The sequence below is a fragment of the Lysinibacillus sp. CTST325 genome (assembly GCF_054665055.1).
The window spans coordinates 90,817-106,734 of record NZ_BAAFHO010000007.1 but is presented as its reverse complement, the minus strand read 5'-3'; the positions used below and the strand labels follow the sequence as shown (position 1 = coordinate 106,734).

At 34.1% G+C, this 15,918-nt stretch carries 18 protein-coding genes; 12 read left to right on the top strand and 6 right to left on the bottom strand.

The genetic code is table 11. The features are described from left to right. Window positions 1-64: 64 nt before the first annotated feature. The 5 genes from ACYQ73_RS16740 to ACYQ73_RS16720 all read left to right on the top strand — a co-directional run bounded on the left by ACYQ73_RS16740 (window position 65) and on the right by ACYQ73_RS16720 (window position 6,246). On the top strand, window positions 65-772 hold the full coding sequence (locus ACYQ73_RS16740) for an ABC transporter ATP-binding protein (protein WP_460013537.1): 708 nt from the start codon (window positions 65-67) through the stop codon (window positions 770-772). Window positions 773-774: 2 nt separating this feature from the next. After that, window positions 775-2,754, top strand: a complete 1,980-nt coding sequence (locus tag ACYQ73_RS16735) for an ABC transporter permease (RefSeq protein ID WP_460013536.1) — start codon at window positions 775-777, stop codon at window positions 2,752-2,754. 85 nt (window positions 2,755-2,839) lie between these two features. Next, the gene (locus ACYQ73_RS16730; protein ID WP_460013535.1) at window positions 2,840-3,538 is read left to right on the top strand and encodes a response regulator transcription factor; all 699 of its coding nucleotides are present in this window, start codon (window positions 2,840-2,842) and stop codon (window positions 3,536-3,538) included. 1 nt (window position 3,539) lies between these two features. Continuing rightward, complete coding sequence (locus ACYQ73_RS16725; RefSeq protein ID WP_460013534.1) at window positions 3,540-4,778, top strand: HAMP domain-containing sensor histidine kinase; 1,239 nt, start codon at window positions 3,540-3,542, stop codon at window positions 4,776-4,778. A 652-nt stretch (window positions 4,779-5,430) separates the two neighbouring features. Continuing rightward, a complete protein-coding gene (locus ACYQ73_RS16720; protein ID WP_460013533.1) occupies window positions 5,431-6,246 on the top strand; it encodes a DUF418 domain-containing protein in 816 nt (271 codons plus the stop codon). A 96-nt stretch (window positions 6,247-6,342) separates the two neighbouring features. On the opposite strand, the gene ACYQ73_RS16715 is transcribed toward ACYQ73_RS16720, so the two are convergent. From ACYQ73_RS16715 to ACYQ73_RS16705, 3 genes are all read right to left on the bottom strand, one after another. Next, window positions 6,343-6,729 (bottom strand): DUF3021 family protein, encoded by a 387-nt coding sequence (locus tag ACYQ73_RS16715; protein WP_460013532.1) that lies wholly within the window; start codon window positions 6,727-6,729, stop codon window positions 6,343-6,345. A gap of 15 nt (window positions 6,730-6,744) precedes the next feature. Beyond that, complete coding sequence (locus ACYQ73_RS16710; RefSeq protein WP_460013531.1) at window positions 6,745-7,260, bottom strand: hypothetical protein; 516 nt, start codon at window positions 7,258-7,260, stop codon at window positions 6,745-6,747. Between the two features lie 81 nt (window positions 7,261-7,341). Beyond that, complete coding sequence (locus tag ACYQ73_RS16705) at window positions 7,342-7,809, bottom strand: LytTR family DNA-binding domain-containing protein (protein WP_460013530.1); 468 nt, start codon at window positions 7,807-7,809, stop codon at window positions 7,342-7,344. 277 nt (window positions 7,810-8,086) lie between these two features. On the opposite strand from ACYQ73_RS16705, the gene ACYQ73_RS16700 reads away from it, so the two are divergent. The 4 genes from ACYQ73_RS16700 to ACYQ73_RS16685 are packed head-to-tail and all read left to right on the top strand — an operon-like array spanning window position 8,087 to window position 10,453. Next, a complete protein-coding gene (locus ACYQ73_RS16700; RefSeq protein ID WP_460013529.1) occupies window positions 8,087-8,734 on the top strand; it encodes a copper amine oxidase N-terminal domain-containing protein in 648 nt (215 codons plus the stop codon). An 11-nt stretch (window positions 8,735-8,745) separates the two neighbouring features. After that, window positions 8,746-8,988 carry a hypothetical protein gene (locus ACYQ73_RS16695; RefSeq protein WP_460013528.1) on the top strand — a complete coding sequence of 81 codons (243 nt, stop codon included), beginning with the start codon at window positions 8,746-8,748 and terminating at the stop codon, window positions 8,986-8,988. Further along, window positions 8,963-9,898 carry an FAD:protein FMN transferase gene (locus ACYQ73_RS16690; RefSeq protein ID WP_460013527.1) on the top strand — a complete coding sequence of 312 codons (936 nt, stop codon included), beginning with the start codon at window positions 8,963-8,965 and terminating at the stop codon, window positions 9,896-9,898. The genes ACYQ73_RS16695 and ACYQ73_RS16690 overlap by 26 nt, the downstream gene beginning before the upstream one ends. Next, on the top strand, window positions 9,899-10,453 hold the full coding sequence (locus tag ACYQ73_RS16685; RefSeq protein ID WP_460013526.1) for a ferric reductase-like transmembrane domain-containing protein: 555 nt from the start codon (window positions 9,899-9,901) through the stop codon (window positions 10,451-10,453). A 42-nt stretch (window positions 10,454-10,495) separates the two neighbouring features. Here ACYQ73_RS16685 and ACYQ73_RS16680 read toward each other — a convergent pair whose 3' ends face one another. Then, window positions 10,496-11,626: a sensor histidine kinase gene (locus ACYQ73_RS16680; RefSeq protein WP_460013525.1), complete on the bottom strand. Its 1,131-nt coding sequence runs from the start codon at window positions 11,624-11,626 to the stop codon at window positions 10,496-10,498. 104 nt (window positions 11,627-11,730) lie between these two features. Next, a complete protein-coding gene (locus ACYQ73_RS16675; protein WP_460013524.1) occupies window positions 11,731-12,402 on the bottom strand; it encodes a response regulator transcription factor in 672 nt (223 codons plus the stop codon). Between the two features lie 165 nt (window positions 12,403-12,567). Here ACYQ73_RS16675 and ACYQ73_RS16670 point away from each other — a divergent pair, with 165 nt between their 5' ends. After that, window positions 12,568-13,458, top strand: a complete 891-nt coding sequence (locus tag ACYQ73_RS16670) for a DMT family transporter (RefSeq protein WP_460013523.1) — start codon at window positions 12,568-12,570, stop codon at window positions 13,456-13,458. Window positions 13,459-13,494: 36 nt separating this feature from the next. On the opposite strand, the gene ACYQ73_RS16665 is transcribed toward ACYQ73_RS16670, so the two are convergent. Beyond that, window positions 13,495-14,181: an ArsR/SmtB family transcription factor gene (locus ACYQ73_RS16665; RefSeq protein WP_460013522.1), complete on the bottom strand. Its 687-nt coding sequence runs from the start codon at window positions 14,179-14,181 to the stop codon at window positions 13,495-13,497. Window positions 14,182-14,271: 90 nt separating this feature from the next. On the opposite strand from ACYQ73_RS16665, the gene ACYQ73_RS16660 reads away from it, so the two are divergent. After that, window positions 14,272-14,580, top strand: coding sequence for an antibiotic biosynthesis monooxygenase family protein (locus ACYQ73_RS16660; protein ID WP_460013521.1), 309 nt, complete (start codon window positions 14,272-14,274; stop codon window positions 14,578-14,580). 171 nt (window positions 14,581-14,751) lie between these two features. Further along, window positions 14,752-15,858, top strand: coding sequence for a PA2928 family protein (locus tag ACYQ73_RS16655; RefSeq protein WP_460013520.1), 1,107 nt, complete (start codon window positions 14,752-14,754; stop codon window positions 15,856-15,858). Window positions 15,859-15,918 lie beyond the last annotated feature (60 nt).

The following is a 15,918-nucleotide window of genomic DNA, read 5'->3' as shown; positions in this document are numbered from 1 at the left end:
CCGAAAGCGAAGCGGCAGCTACAATTATGCCGAGGCATAATTGATTGAGGAGAGGATGGATCATATGGAAGTTGTACGAATGGAAAATGTAGTGAAAAGTTATGGGGAAGGTACTAACAGGGTAGATGCATTAAAAGGGATTGATCTTTCTATTCAGCAAGGTGAGTTTGTCTCAATTGTCGGTGCTTCTGGTTCTGGAAAAAGTACACTACTACATATTTTAGGTGGGTTGGATCACCCAAGTTCAGGAAAGGTGTTCATTGGGGACAGTGATATTTATAAATATACAGATGATGAGCTTTCCATATTCAGAAGAAGAAAAGTCGGGTTTATTTTTCAATTCTTTAATCTGATACCAGTTTTAAATGTCCAGGAAAATATTGCTTTACCTACATTATTAGATAGTGAATCTATAGATATGGAATATCTAAATGAAATTGTTACTATCCTGGGGCTTCAAGAACGTATGAATCACTTGCCTTCCGAGCTATCTGGAGGGCAACAGCAACGGGTTTCGATTGGTAGGGCGCTTATTAATCGTCCGCATTTGATTCTTGCTGATGAGCCCACTGGTAATTTGGATACTCGAAATACGAAAGAAGTTATGGATTTATTAAGATTCACGGCAAAAAAATACAATCAAACCATTGTAATGATTACTCACGATCTATCGATAGCATCGGCTTCAGATCGGATCATCACAATACAAGACGGTAAAATCATTTCTGATCAGCGACTGACTGAGAAAAAGTTACAGACTGGGGGACAATGATTTTGATTCATAGTTATCAGCAATTAGGTACAAGGTATTTAAAGAAGAATATGAAACGAACCATTTTGACCTTGGTTGGAATCGTACTCTCTGTAGCGTTAATTTCAACGATTGGCCTCTTTATGAAAGGATCACAACTTACCCAAATTGAGAATTCCAAGAAGTTAAGCGGAGTTTCTTTTCATGTTGGTATTTCAAATTACGATGAAGAGCTATTAAATAAAATCAAATTTAATCCTCAAATTGAATCGTTTGGTTTAATGTCTCAGGGAGACATTGTTCCAGTTGGAGATGTTTCTGTGCAAATGAATTTCGCGGATCATCACGCCTTGAAATTTTTATCCTATAGCCTTCTTGATGGCAAATTACCAACCAATGACCATGAGGCAGCTGTCGATTCCTGGGTACTTCCTTATATTAAAAAAGATCTTCAAATCGGTGATTCATTTGAACTGGATGGAAAAACATATCAACTGGTTGGTTTACTGAATAATAGAGAGTTTACACAGAAAAATAAAGAGGGACGATTATTAACATATAAAAGTGAGTTTGCTATTGGAGAAGGAAGGATATTAATTGAAATTATCGAGAAAGCAGACTTTAACGAGGTTTTAGACGAGCTTAAATCAATGACTGAAGACAATAACATTGATATTAATACTCAATTGATTCAAGCTTTGAAACCGGAATCGGATCATTCGGTTCTGGTCATTCTTGTTATTGTTGTCAGTATAGTTGTCATTTCTACAATTGTTGTCATTTATAACGCATTTCAAATCAGTGTCGTAGAGCGGATGAAGCAATTTGGCTTGTTGAGAAGCATCGGCGCTACGCGAAAGCAAATTAAACAAATTGTTATGAAAGAAGCTGTTGTGCTGGCTGTCATCGCTATACCAATTGGGATTATATGCAGTTTATTGGCACTTGCTATTCTCCAAACTATTTTCTTGATTGTATTAGAAAATGGTCAGGATATTTCGATATTCAATGTCGATTGGAAGATAATTTTAATCAGTTCTCTTCTTACCCTGATAACTGTTTTAGCGTCTAGTTATTACCCTGCTTTTTTTGCAGGCAAAATATCTCCATTGCTAGCAATCAGCAGCAGACTGTCAATTAAAAAAGAGGCAATCAAAAAACAAAAGAATACCGCTCTGAGAAAGCCTTTATCTTTTCCATTGAGCATGGCTTTGAAAAATGTAAAAAGAAATAAAAATCGTTATATGGTTACCATTTTATCAATTATTATAAGCAGTGTATTGTTTATTACTTTTTCATCGTTGATGGATATCGCATTTGCATCCAAATTTATGAATGATCCTTCCACTAAATCGGATCTTACAATCTATCTGCCAAATGACAATCAAGCATCTTCTGAGAACCTGCAAATTATAGATCAGTTAAAGTTAATTCAAAATGTATCCGAAGTTTACGAACAGGACTTAAGTTTTAAAATTGTATTGAAGGATACAGCTCAATCTCTCGCGACTGTTGAGGACATCCAGGAGACTTTTGGAAATAAACACTCCATTACAGTGGGTAATCACTTAGAAGAGAATAAAGCCAAGAAGGAATCCGTTCTCGTGACCAAAATTCTTGTCTATGCTTTTATTGTGGTCATTGCTTTAATTGGTAGTTTAAATATCCTCAATACGATTACTATAAGTATCATGATTAGACGAAAAGAACTGGCTGCACTAAAATCCATAGGCATGTCTCAAAGGGATTTGAAAAAAATGATTACCTATGAAGCACTGATTTACGGTTTTTCTGGAAGCTTGCAAGGCATTTTCTTCGGTTGTATACTTTCATATATTATTTATTTGGCTGCTTCCGGTGTCTTGAAGGTTGTGTGGACGATTCCCTATGAGGCTTGTTTCATTACGTTTGCTGCCGCTTTATTAATTAGTTATGTATCTGTTTTGTTACCATTGAGAAGAATCAAGCAAGATAATATTATAGATACGATAAGGGAAGAATAATACGAAAGGCCTGACTATTTATAGTCAGGCTATTCTGATTTGGCGGTAACTGCTAATATGGAGTGAGAGGAAGGAGAGGGTATATTTGAAAAAAATATTACTGGTTGAAGATGATGAGGCTCTTGGTTTAGCCATCGAGTTTTCATTAAGAAATGAAGGGTATGAGGTGATTAGAGCCTCTAGTGTAAAAGAAGCGAGAAACCAGTTTGATCATACTATTTTTAAGTTAGCTATATTAGATATCAACCTTCCAGATGGAAATGGCTACGATCTATGCATGCACTTTAAAAAACAAAACGATGCCATGTCTATTATTTTCTTAACCGCCCTTGACGAAGAAGCGAATGTAGTAATGGGGCTAGATATTGGTGGGGACGATTATATAACAAAACCTTTCCGAGTTAGAGAACTTATGTCGAGAGTAAGAGTGCAATTGCGTAAACAAACTAAGTTAGAAGAAGCTTCATTGATTTTAACATCTGAGAATATAAAAATTGATATGAACCAAGTCAAGGTTTATAAAAATCAAGAAATTGTCCCATTAACGAATTTAGAATATAAGCTTCTGTTAACTTTTATGCAAAATGCTTACAAAGTATTAAAAAGAGATGAAATTCTTCAGAAAATCACGGAAGATGATGAAGTTTTCTTTGATGAAAATACGTTATCTGTATATATAATGCGTTTAAGAGATAAAATCGAAGATAACCCAAAAAAACCACAGTTTATCATCACCCAAAGAGGATTAGGATATCGTTGGGATAAGGATGTGTGCAGACAGTAACATGATAAAAAATACTGAGATAAAAGGCTATATGATCGTAATGTTTGCTTTATTTTTTCTATTTGTAATCTATCAGTATATGACACATCAACTATTTTACGATCATTTAAAAAGTGATTCTATTACAACCTGGGGGGAAATTACCGCTAGATTGGTTGAACAAAATCCTGAGAATGAAGCAGAAATTATGAAAGTCTTAACAAGCAATTCTTCTGATTCCAATGAGTATCAGGAAAAAGGAAGAGAAATCTTTAGACAATATGGAGTATATGAAGATTTGGAGACAGAGCTTTTTCCACTTTTAAATAACCATATTTTTAGCCATAATCAAACAATTTTTTTAGGGTTGATTATTTTCGGTTGTCTATTGTTTTTGGCAAATTACATACAATACACTATTTTCTTCAATAAAATCAAACAACTTACTTCGACTGCCAAAAAAATAATCGAAGGGGATTACTCGGCTACAATAAATGAAAATAAAGAAGGCGATATTGCCAAACTGGTGGTTTCACTGAGTTCCATGAAAGATATTATTAGAAAAAGCATGAGTGATTTGCTTGAAGAGAAGAAGTTTTTAGGTCAAATATTACAAGACATATCCCATCAATTAAAAACACCACTTTCGACTATATCCATCTACAATGAATTGTTATTGAATGAAGACTTACCCCGTCAGCAGCAAGTTCAATTATTGCAAAATAATGAAGGTCAAATCACCAGAATGAATGTCTTGATTCAAAACTTGTTAAAAGTAGCGAAAATTGATGCTAGAGCTATTTCATTTGATAAAGAACCTTTAAACTTTGTGGAGACCATTAATGAAGTTTTGAATCGTTTGGAAACTATGATCAATGAAAAAGATTTGTCAATTGACTGGGACGAGCCGGAGGAAATAGTAGTTGTTCACGATAAATTATGGATGCAAGAAGCATTGATGAACTTGCTAAAGAATGCGATTGAGCATTCCAAACATGGTGATAAAATTACACTTCAACTCAAAGATAACCCCGTTTATACGGAGCTTGTGATTCAAGACTTCGGAGAGGGGATTGCAGTTGAGGAATTGCCGCATATCTTTAATCGATTCTACAAAGCAAGTAGTTCTAAAAAACATGATTCAACAGGAATTGGCTTGGCGTTAACAAAAGCAATTATTGAAGCGCATCAAGCTTTAATAAAAGTTGAAAGTGAGAAAAATGTTTATACAAAATTTACAATTACCTTCATCAAATTTTAGAATGTAAGAAGATGTTGATTCAAGAAGAATGAAAGTTCTTTTAAAACTGTACTTATTTTAGGGTGAAAAATAGCGGGATGTCTACTAGCGATGGCTATTTGGTTGAAATATTAAAGTTTATCTAAAACGAAAGATTCATAAAAAAAGTCATCTTTTCTAATTTAACTTGATTAGAAAGGATGACTTTTTTTGATATTTGGGAAAGCAAAATCTTAAATACATGCCTCAGTTTTTCCTGATCAAATTAAAACATAAAAGACCTTCTACAGTAATTTTACAATTTAGTAAGATTAAATGTCATATTGTAAGGGGACAGTCATTCATTTATCAAAAGATAACGTTTATGTTTAAAGTATTAAAAATAAGGAGCTGGCAAAATGAAAAAAACAGTAGCTTTTTTATGTATTAATGCTAAAAAATATAATTTTCTATTAGGGGATTCTGAATGAATAAACTAAATACGTATGCAAGAATAGACACTCTGGATTACTTACGTGGATTTGCCTTGTTGGGGGTACTTCTTGTGAATAGCTTTCAGGTTATGAGTTATTTGTCCAATTATAATGAATTACACTATGTATTTTATTCTATATTCAACAGGAAATTTTACCCTATTTTATTCTTCTTATTTGGATTTGGGTGTTATCTTTTTATGAATCGTTCCAAACAAAAAATAAACAATAGATACCTTTTGTATTTCCGCAGAATCGGTCTTTTATTTGTACTAGGACTGATTCATACATTATATGCACCGCCAGGGATTAACGATGTATTAATGGTGTATGCAGTACTTGGCCTGTTAATGGCAATATTTTTTAAAAGAAGTAAATGGAACAACTTAATAATAACGATTACACTAATAGCCTTATCTATAGTTACATCTTTTTGTCAACCGTATTATGGTGAGAGAATCATATGGCTAGAAATACTATCCGACATAAGTAAATGGTTTGCATTGATGATGCTAGGTTTTACGATGGGGCAATTTAAATTTTTTGAAAATATCCGTGGGAAATTAAAGTATATTTCGATTTTTTTAATAGTTAATATTTGTACTTATGTATTTTTATTTTATATAAAGATGTCAATTGACATTCCTCTTTCAGGAACTGAAATGCTAGAAGATTATACAGTTGCTTTTATGATGATGAGCAGTTTCCTTATTATTTTAAAATGGAATAGGGCAAAAATGATATTATCTCCATTAAAATTTTATGGACAAATGTCTTTAACAAATTATCTTGCACAAAGTGCCTTACTAATTGTATTTAGCTTCCTAATTGGTGTTACACCTATCAATTCATTAATAGTGTGCTTCATAATCCACGCTATTTTAATTACTTTTAGTATAGTATGGTTAAAGTATTTTAAAATGGGGCCCGTTGAATTGTTATTACGATGCTTCACTTATTGGGTGAAAGTTCCGAATAAGAAAAAAATCATTAAAGGAAGTTTTAATGAAGCTTAATTTACCTAATAAAAAATATGCTGAAAATTAATAACGTATAAATTCGTTTGCTGATAGGGTATTAAAGGGTCACTAGACTAAATGTGACCCAATGCTTTAAAAACTTCTTATCTGTTTTAGTAAGGTATTAAGTTCATTCGCCTCTTTTTTAGTCTTAGTAAGTGTTATGGTCCAAGCAAACAAATAGAGTAATAGAAAACCACCAAGAAAATCTATGCTTAGAAAATGATCGGACCACTTGTTATAGAAAGATATAGAGAAGACTACTAGAAACATCATGATAAAATGGATGACTAAAGCAAACAAATAGTTCATTTTTTCAATGTCAAAAATGATTGTAAAAATACCTGCACAGGCTGAGATTATGAACACACTAATAATCTCAGCTTCTGAAGAAATGAAATTTTTTCTCGATAGTAAAACTATCATATAAATAAATGCACCAGTGCCTAAACCTGAAAATAGTCTATTTTTTAATTGCAACGAAATGTCTTCCTCTCAAAATAAGATAGGTTTGTTTAATTCTTTTTGTACATAATAGGTATAAAGAATTCCCCCGAAGAAAAGTCCGATAGATAGTCCACTTATGGCAGAATAAATGATATTAAATGAAATGTCATTATAAAATGATGGCGAGATGCCTAAAGTTACATTTAAGAGATACTTCACCAAAAAATTTATTAGAATAACGATTAATGGAAGATAGCACTTCTTTCTGATGATTATTGATTCCAGTTTGAAGAACATTTGATATTTTTTGTACAACAAATAACCAATTAAAGTCCCAGGAAATATGAAAAAGAAATAGCTAATCAAACAAAATTCTAAGTGTGAAAATTGAGAAATCATTTTTTCATATCCCCATATCATAAATAGGAAAGGAACTAAAAACATTTTAGATAAATTGATTGGTCTTTCCTGGGAAATAGCGATACCTCGTTTTATTAAAATAAATAATAATACCCACACCCATAGTGGCGTTCCTAAAAGTACTTCTTTACTAATGTTATACATTCTTTATTGCCTCCTTTGATGTAATTCATAATGGCATCAAAGAGGGAATAAAGAAATACGTCTAAACATATGTGGTGAAAATCAATACATAAGTGGACTTTTGGAATATCTTGTTAGTGTCTTTTTCAAAGAAGATACATATTTTCTTGACACAATTACTTTCTCTTCATTCGATAGGATTGCTTCAAGATTACCGTTAGGTTTAACCGAAAATTTATTTAAAAAATGAATATTGATCATGATCGTTTTTGAGATTCTGATGAAGTTATTGGGAAGATCATGTTCCAATTTATATAAAGGGCTTTTAGTTTCAAAAATAGTATCATTTGTATAAATGAATATTTTTCGTTCAAGATATTCTAAATAAAATATATTGGAATAAGGAATTTTTTCTTGTTCGTTTTTTGATGTAGATTTTGCTAGTAAATAGTTGTCAGAGCTTTTTTCAAGAGTTGATGCGATATCTTGAATAAAAGATGTTACTTTGTGAATGTTAAATGTACATGATTCTTCTTTAAGTTTTTCAATAATTTTAATGTTAACCTTCATTTAAGACATATTTTCCTTTCAAAATTGTTTCTTAGTAATTTAAAGTGAATGTAAAGAGTATATCAAATGTTTCTCTGATTTTTATATAGTAGTAGGAAAGTTTTTACCAAGATAATGTATATAAAAGACTAATAAACCTATGAAATAAGCTATTTCTAAGCAGAGGAATCTGTCCGTAGAAATGGCTTTTTTGTTGTATGTAAAAATTTGTTTGAAAAATTCAGTCTTGTATCATTTTTGAAACCTACAATGAAGTCAAAGGAAAGGAGTAGTGTAGATGAAGATGAAAAAAATTAGTCTTGTTGCAGTTCTCATATTGGCAGGTTTTATAACGAATGACGTAATCGTATATGCAGATGATCACGAACATGAAGATAAAAAACATGAAAAGTATAAAGAATATAAGGACTATAAAGACGACGATGACGATGATGAGAAATATTACTATGACGATGAAGAGGAAGGTGATACTTATTACTTTCAAGACGCTGTAAGTGCAAAAGGTACTTGGAATATTTGGACACGAACAGTTGCTGCAGATAAAGAAGTGCTACCTTTTACAAACTCTCAAAAAGTCACGTTAAAGGTAGAAGGTACAAATAAGGAGCTAAGCCTTTTTATTGTACCAAAAGACGGGGAATTTTTTGTACCTGGAAAAGCTGTGGCACAGGTTCTAGGAGCAAAAGCAACCTTTTATAAAGAAAGTAAAATTTTGGATATCCAAGATGGAGCAAATGAATTAATTTACCGAGCTGGAACTAACGTTGTTTATGATAACAATGTGAAAACACCATCTCCTGCACAAGTATTTTACATGAATGAAGAATTATATGTACCTATTAGTACAATAACGAATGGCTTAGGTTATATAGCAGATTGGCAGGAAAGTAATCAAACATTTATCTGCCAACCAATTACAAATTAGGGGGGAGCATTTTGAAAGATCCAAAAAAGGCAAAATGGGTATTAGGGGCGTCAGGGATACTTCTATCTGCAGCGATATTAACCCAAATTAACAGCCCAACAGAGGCCGAAACTACACGCACAAATAATATTCAGGAAGTAGATCAGAAAAATATGACGGAAAAAGAAAAAGAACTAGTACAGCTGGATTGGACAAACTTTGAAATTACAAGTCAACCTGCTGTCAAAAGTGAGCGCAAAACGAAAAGAACTTAATGGAGTTGGTCGTGTGGATACACTAACTTTGCAATTAATGAACACTGAATTTTATATAGCTATGCCAAGTGTTCATTTCGAATGGAAAGAAAAAGCTGAGAAATGGCTACAATACGTAGCAAAAGAATGGTCAAGATTTCAATCACATAATGAATTATCACAACTTAATGATTTAGCAATTGGAGAAACGCTACGCATTAGTTCGTTACTATATGATTGTTTAATGCAAGCGGATCAATATTATCAACTTTCTAATGGTTTATTTTCACCGTATCTTAAACGCCAATTAGAACAGCATGGCTACAATCAATCTTTCCCATTTGATGCAGCTAAAAGCAAGGCATTTCAAAACAAACCTCTGATTGCAGAACAACCATTTCAATTTCTAGGCGATGAACAAGTAATGAAGGTAACACAGCAGGAAATTGATTTAGGTGGATTTGCCAAAGGGTATGCCATTGAAAAATTGGCGAATTGGCTTGAAGAAGAAGTATCTCCCGATTACGGACTAATAGACGGGGGAGGGGATATGAAAATGTGGTCATCTGGGGAAAAGACTTGGACAATCGGTGTTGCAGATGCCTTCGATATCGACAAGGAAATTAGCTCGATTAAGTTGAAAACAGGTGCCATCGCTACATCCAATCGAGTTTATCGAAGCTGGATGCAAGGAACATTGAAGAAACATCATTTATTAAACGGACAAACAGGTGAAATTGCCAATACAGAAGTCTTACAAGCTTCAGTCGTAACGTCCTCTTTATGTGATGCAGAGGTTGGTGCCAAACTGTGCTTTCTTATGGATGAGGGTGAATTGCAGCAATGGTTCGAAAATAATTGTCAACAAAGTGCCCGTTTCATTGTTAAAGAAGGGCAAGTAGCAAATTGGATGATGACGGGGGTGAAATAAATGATCATGAGTACGTGGGAATGGATTCGATTATTAGGGTTTTTAGCGTATTTCTACTTTACAATTTCCATTATATTTGGGTTGTTAAGAAAATCATCATTTGTCAAATCGCATAAAAATTTAGTTTATCATATACATCAAAATGCGGGATGGCTAGGATTAATCACCGTAATCGCGCATATGTTAGTGCTGTTAATCGACCATTATGAACCTTATAGCATAGCAGGGATTTTAATTCCGTTCTCAGCAAAATATCAGTCTCTACCATCGGCTCTTGGAACAATAGCATTTTATTTATTTTTAATGGTAATCATGACATCGGATTTATGGATTCGAACAATGAATCGCAACTTATGGAAAAAACTTCACTTTCTTGTGTTACCAGCATGGGCATTATCACTTGCTCATGGAGTGCTAATAGGAACGGATACAGAAAATACGTTGATTATTATGTTTTATGTAGTTTCTGGGGGGATTACGATGTTAGTGTTGGTAGCGAGAACAATAAGCCAGTTCATGAATAGAGTAAATATTTCAACGTCACACACTAATTAAAAGGAATCGGGGCTGTCGTTAAAAGCCCCGATTCCTTTATATTTAAATAGGGAATTCAATATGAAATGTAGTGCCTTTATCTACTTTACTAGTCGCATAAATTTTCCCATCATGCTGCTCCACTATTGCTTTTGCTATGGCAAGACCTAAACCAGTGCCATTGCGTTGACGAGCAGCATCACTTCGGTAAAATCGCTCAAACACTAAAGGCAATTCCTGTTCAGTCATACCAACGCCGCTATCAGCAACAGTAATTTTTACAGAATCTTTATTTTTTAAAAGCGTCAGTGTTATTGCTCCACTATTTGTATATCTTATCGCATTATCTAAAAGAATATAGAGCAGTTCTTGTAACTTTGAAGCATCACCAAACAGCTCGATGTTTTCTTGGATTTCAGTAGAAAACTGGATGTCAGGAGGCATAATCCTTTGGAATTTCGTGCCCACTTTTTTGAGTAAAGTTGATAACGGTATGGTTTCTTTTTGAATGGAAACCTGCTGCTGATCATGTCTTGCTAAGAACAGCAGTTTATCTATGAGTTCTTTCATGATTTCAGCCTCATCTTTTAAATCCGTAATTAATTCTTTTCCAAAAGGGCTTAATTGCTTTGCTTCCTCTACTTCTAAAATTTCAAGTGAACTATAAAAAATACTTAATGGTGTTCGTAATTCGTGGGATGCATCGGATACGAAATTTTTTTGTTTATCGAACGACCATTGAATAGGTACCATCGCTTTCCCAGCCATATAATAGGACAGCAAACCGATTAAGACCGTTGAAATACAAGTTAATAATATTAGTAAATACTTTGTCATTTGGAAAAAATGATGCTGTGACGACACCGATTTACCAACGATTATATAACCGGCTACCGTATCGTCGTTGAAAATTGGCTTTTTTAGAAGTAGAAAATGCTCTTCTTGCCATTCATAATGCTGTACGAGGTCCTCATCTGGATTTCTATTGCCAAATGCTTTTTCAATCTGATTTTTCAGTCCCTTGTAAGATTCGTCACCATGGACAAACTTATGATCCTTTGTGTAAATATAGTAAAAAAAACTGCGATTTGGATCATAGCTTAAAGTTTTAGTGTTGGCATGAACATGTTCAAAGAAATCGTGCTCTTGTCGAACATAAAAATCTTCTAATTCGTTTATTTGTTGATTTTCCATTAATTTTACGAGGGAAAAGTATAGAACAATAACGAATAGTGAAAATAGCAAAAAATAAAGTGTTGCATACAAAAAGGATAATTTTTTTTTCGTTTTATGAAACATTAGTTTTCCCTCAGTTTATAGCCAATCCCTCTAACATTTTGAATACGTGATTTGGATTGACCATCATCAATTTTTTTTCGAACAAGCTTGACTAAAGCATCTAAAGAATTATTCGAAACATCGTAATCGTAGCCCCAAATATAAATACAAATTTGTTCTCTCGTTAGTACACGACCTTTATTGATAAATAAATATTCTAACAGTAAAAATTCATTTTTTGTTAGGTCTATACTTTCATTATTGTACAAAAACACACGGGAATCTACATTCAGCTGTAATTGATCGATCTGGATGACCTGTTCTATCACTTTGTCTTTTCTTCGTAGTAATGCGCGAACTCTTGCTAACAATTCCTCTATTTTAAATGGTTTCACTATGTAATCATCTGCGCCGCTATCAAGACCTTTAATGATGTCCTCTGTGTCGTCCTTCGCTGTTAGCATTAAAATACTACCATTGAATCCAGTATTTCGTAGCTGCGGGCACACTTGAATGCCACTAAGGTGCGGCATCATCCAATCTAAAATAACAAGATCGTATTGTTCTGTAAGCGTATGGTCTAGCGCTTCCTGGCCATTCTCCGCTTCTGTCACATGGTGAAATTCTTTCTTTAAAATATGAACGATATTTCTTCTTAATCGTGCATCATCTTCTGCTAGTAATATTTTCAAGGTAGCTTCCTCCTATTTACTATATTCAACTAAGTATAAGCATAAAAAAATGAAATGAAACTGAAAAAAAGTTCCTTCCTCGACTATTTGTATTCCATACTTCGATAAGAGTTGAAGTTTTTCCTATCTATAATGTTCTTAAATATAGAAATAGGGGGACAAATAATGAATATTTATAAATTTACAGCATTGTTAGTTTTAACGACCTTTTTAATGGGATCATCGTTTGCCATTGTTAAATTGGGATTGCCTTATGCATCTCCACTGTTATTGGCTGCACTCCGATTTATACTGGCAGGGATAATGATGGCTGTCGTCGTGATAGTGTTAAAAAGACCTCATCCGACTTCAAAAGAAGGCTGGATGAAAATTTTAACGATTGGGGCATTTCAAACTGCTGGTGTAATGGGCTGTATTTTTTTAAGCTTACGGACAATTACGGCAAGTGAATCCTCTATTCTAACATTTACGAATCCGTTGCTTGTAGTCATATTTGCTACAATATTTACGAAAGCTCGTTATCGATTGTATCAATGGTGTGGTGTTTTCTTGGGGTTAATTGGTGTTACAATTACAATGGGTGTGCAAATTGAAGGAAAAATAGGCATTCTTTTTGGTATTCTTTCAGCTGTTTTTTGGGCAATTGCAACATTACTGGCTAAAAAATGGGGCGTTTTATTTGATACGTGGGTGCTATCGGCCTATCAAATGCTTTTTGGTGGTTTACTACTTTTATTGGCAAGTTTCATGTTAGAACAACCATTTTTTACTGTAAATATTCATTCAGTATTCATTTTATTATGGCTTAGCATTTTCTCGTCAATTGTTCAATTTGCCGGCTGGTACTATCTTTTACAAAATAGTGATCCTGGAAAAACGAGTGCCTTTTTGTTTTTAGCTCCTTTTTTCGGCGTGATAACAGGTTGGATACTATTAAATGAACCATTAAAACCTTCGCTAGTCGTAGGAGGGCTGTTTATTATTGCTGGTATTTACTTAGTGAACCGCAATTTTACAACGAACGCTAAAAAAATATCCGCGGAAAGTCGAGTATAGACTATCCGCGAAAAGAAGGCAGTGCACTGTGCTAGTTTAAACATCTAATTGAAAAACTTCCTTAAAGCCAGCCCTTCCTTTTTCAGTCACTTTTATGGCACGAATAGACGGGACGCGAGTCACCCAACCCAAACTTAATAAATGTGCAAGGATCCCTTGACCAAGAGCACCAGCAAGATGATACCGTCGTTCACTCCAATCTAAACATGCAGGGGAAAATGATCGACGCTTTCTTTTTAAATCAGCTAAATCAAGACCGAAATCCGTAAAAAATTGTGCACCATCAGATGTTATAAGAAACTGTTTTTCTTCCAGTTGTAAATAACCCGCGTTAACCAATGAATCTGTTAATTGAACACCTAGTTTACCAGCTAAATGGTCATAGCAAGTTCTTGCACCCTGTAATAATTTCATTTGACTAGATTGTTTTAAAGAACGTACTTCAGGGGGAGGAGAAATCGCTAAGAAAGATTCGAGTAAATGAGCAATTTCTTCGTCTGCTAATTGAAAATATCGATGACGACCTTGTTTCTCTACTTTCACAAGTTTACCATCTACTAACTTTGCAAGATGAAAGCTAGCAGTCTGGGGCTTAATGGCTGCCATATAAGCTAATTCACTGGCAGTATGAAAACGACCATCCATCATACTAGCAAGCATCGTAGCTCTTGAAGTTTCTCCAAGGAGCGAAGCAATTTCAGCCATATTTGGATTAATACTCATTTGTCACAATCCTTTCTGCATTCCATATTTCGGTTTCGTATAAGTATTTATCGTTTACAATAATACATAAAAAGGTGGGAGTAAACAGCTATGAAAACATATTATGCCGTAATTTTCACATCACAAAGAACAGACGACGATGGAGAAGGCTATGCCAAGATGGCAGAAATGATGGATGAACTAGCACAAAAGCAGCCTGGTTTTGTCCGTGTTGAAAGTGCTAGAAATGCTGAAGGGAAGGGCATTACTGTATCCTATTGGGAATCACTAGAGGCCATTCAGGCATGGAAAGAAAATTCAAAACACCTAGTAGCACAGCAATTCGGAAAAGAAAAATGGTATAAGCAATATAATGTGGAGATTTGTAAAGTCATAAAAGATTATTCTTTTATAATGTAATTAAATCGAACGCCATTTCCTATGGCAATTATCTGTAGCGAAAGTAAGTTGACGGCTACATTGTTTTTCTGCGCGAAAGCGAACGGCAGCGGTAGATGTTTTCTTTAGCGAAAGCAAAGCGACAGCTACAATTACGCTAAGGGGAAACGGTTCTGATAAGGAGGAGGAGAATTGGACAATTTTTTTCAACGGTATATAGATTCATGGCGTTTTAATGGTTGGTTTATCCACGATATCTTTTTAGGCATTGTCATTGGCGTTGGGCTTTTATTATTATTGTATGTTTTATTCAAACGCCGACTTAATCTTGCTCTTGTTATAACTTTTATCCTGTACGCTTTTTTAGGTAATCTTTTGATGATTGTTTTTGGCTTAGCTGGTCGAAGCTTCCCAATCAATTCCGAATCACCTATATATACAGATGATGCACAGAAAATTGCTGTCCAAATGGTTGGAGGATCTGAAAATAACGGTACAAGTAATGGGATTACGCAAATTATTTCACATCATCAAATTGTAGCAATTAATTTGCAAACAGGTGAAAAACAGTGGTCCAAATATTCTTCAAGTAAAGAGACACTGATTGGCAATTTTATGGGGGGACTTCTTGTTCATCATCGTGACGGTGAGTACGGGAAACTTTCATTATTAGATATGCAAACTGGAAAAGAAAAACTATCTGAAAAGGAATTTGCGAAAAAACATAAACAGTTAATAGATGTTTTAGAAAATGGTTCCCATAACATAGTCTTGTTGCAAAATAATCTTTATTTAGAGGGTGTTGATGGAAGATTTTATCGCTTTGATGGCAAAAAATTAAGCGAAGATAACAATGCCGAAAAATATCTTTCTACAAAATTTTTCATAGAATCCGATATTCCAGGTTATTTCGCTTCGCATAATCAACCGTTGGAGGATTATGGTGAGGTTCGAGAATTTAGTAGCAATGTATTAGCTGAACCTGCTATTCAAGCATACAAGAATCTAGAGCCAGCTGTATTAGATGTGGATCTGCAACAACAAACAGCTATTGTATCTTATCGACAAACGAAGCGAGAAAGTGCAGACAGTATCGTATTATCATATGACATGAAAAACCATCGCATTATTTGGGAAGAAAATATAGGTGTTGTGAACGCTGAGCAAAAAAATCCAGGTGTTCGTACATTAGAGAACTACTATGCGATTCAAGCAGGAGATGAGTTTTTATTATTAAATAAGGACACGAAAAAGGAAATGTTCAGATATCAGCTACGTTGGAATCGCCCAGTTCAGTGAAAATTAAAGAGCGTAGAATTATTTACCCCCTCCAAGTAACGACTTGTGAGGGGATTTTTT

Excerpts from the sequence above, each read along its gene's own strand:
- ACYQ73_RS16740 (WP_460013537.1), top strand. The coding sequence starts at position 65 with ATGGAAGTTGTACGAATGGAAAATGTAGTGAAAAGTTATGGGGAAGGT.
- ACYQ73_RS16710 (WP_460013531.1), bottom strand. The coding sequence starts at position 7,260 with ATGTATAACATTAGTAAAGAAGTACTTTTAGGAACGCCACTATGGGTG.
- ACYQ73_RS16670 (WP_460013523.1), top strand. The coding sequence starts at position 12,568 with ATGAATATTTATAAATTTACAGCATTGTTAGTTTTAACGACCTTTTTA.
- ACYQ73_RS16720 (WP_460013533.1), top strand. The coding sequence starts at position 5,431 with ATGAATCGTTCCAAACAAAAAATAAACAATAGATACCTTTTGTATTTC.
- ACYQ73_RS16660 (WP_460013521.1), top strand. The coding sequence starts at position 14,272 with ATGAAAACATATTATGCCGTAATTTTCACATCACAAAGAACAGACGAC.
- ACYQ73_RS16725 (WP_460013534.1), top strand. The coding sequence starts at position 3,540 with ATGATAAAAAATACTGAGATAAAAGGCTATATGATCGTAATGTTTGCT.
- ACYQ73_RS16680 (WP_460013525.1), bottom strand. The coding sequence starts at position 11,626 with ATGGAAAATCAACAAATAAACGAATTAGAAGATTTTTATGTTCGACAA.
- ACYQ73_RS16685 (WP_460013526.1), top strand. The coding sequence starts at position 9,899 with ATGATCATGAGTACGTGGGAATGGATTCGATTATTAGGGTTTTTAGCG.
- ACYQ73_RS16705 (WP_460013530.1), bottom strand. The coding sequence starts at position 7,809 with ATGAAGGTTAACATTAAAATTATTGAAAAACTTAAAGAAGAATCATGT.
- ACYQ73_RS16700 (WP_460013529.1), top strand. The coding sequence starts at position 8,087 with ATGAAGATGAAAAAAATTAGTCTTGTTGCAGTTCTCATATTGGCAGGT.
- ACYQ73_RS16665 (WP_460013522.1), bottom strand. The coding sequence starts at position 14,181 with ATGAGTATTAATCCAAATATGGCTGAAATTGCTTCGCTCCTTGGAGAA.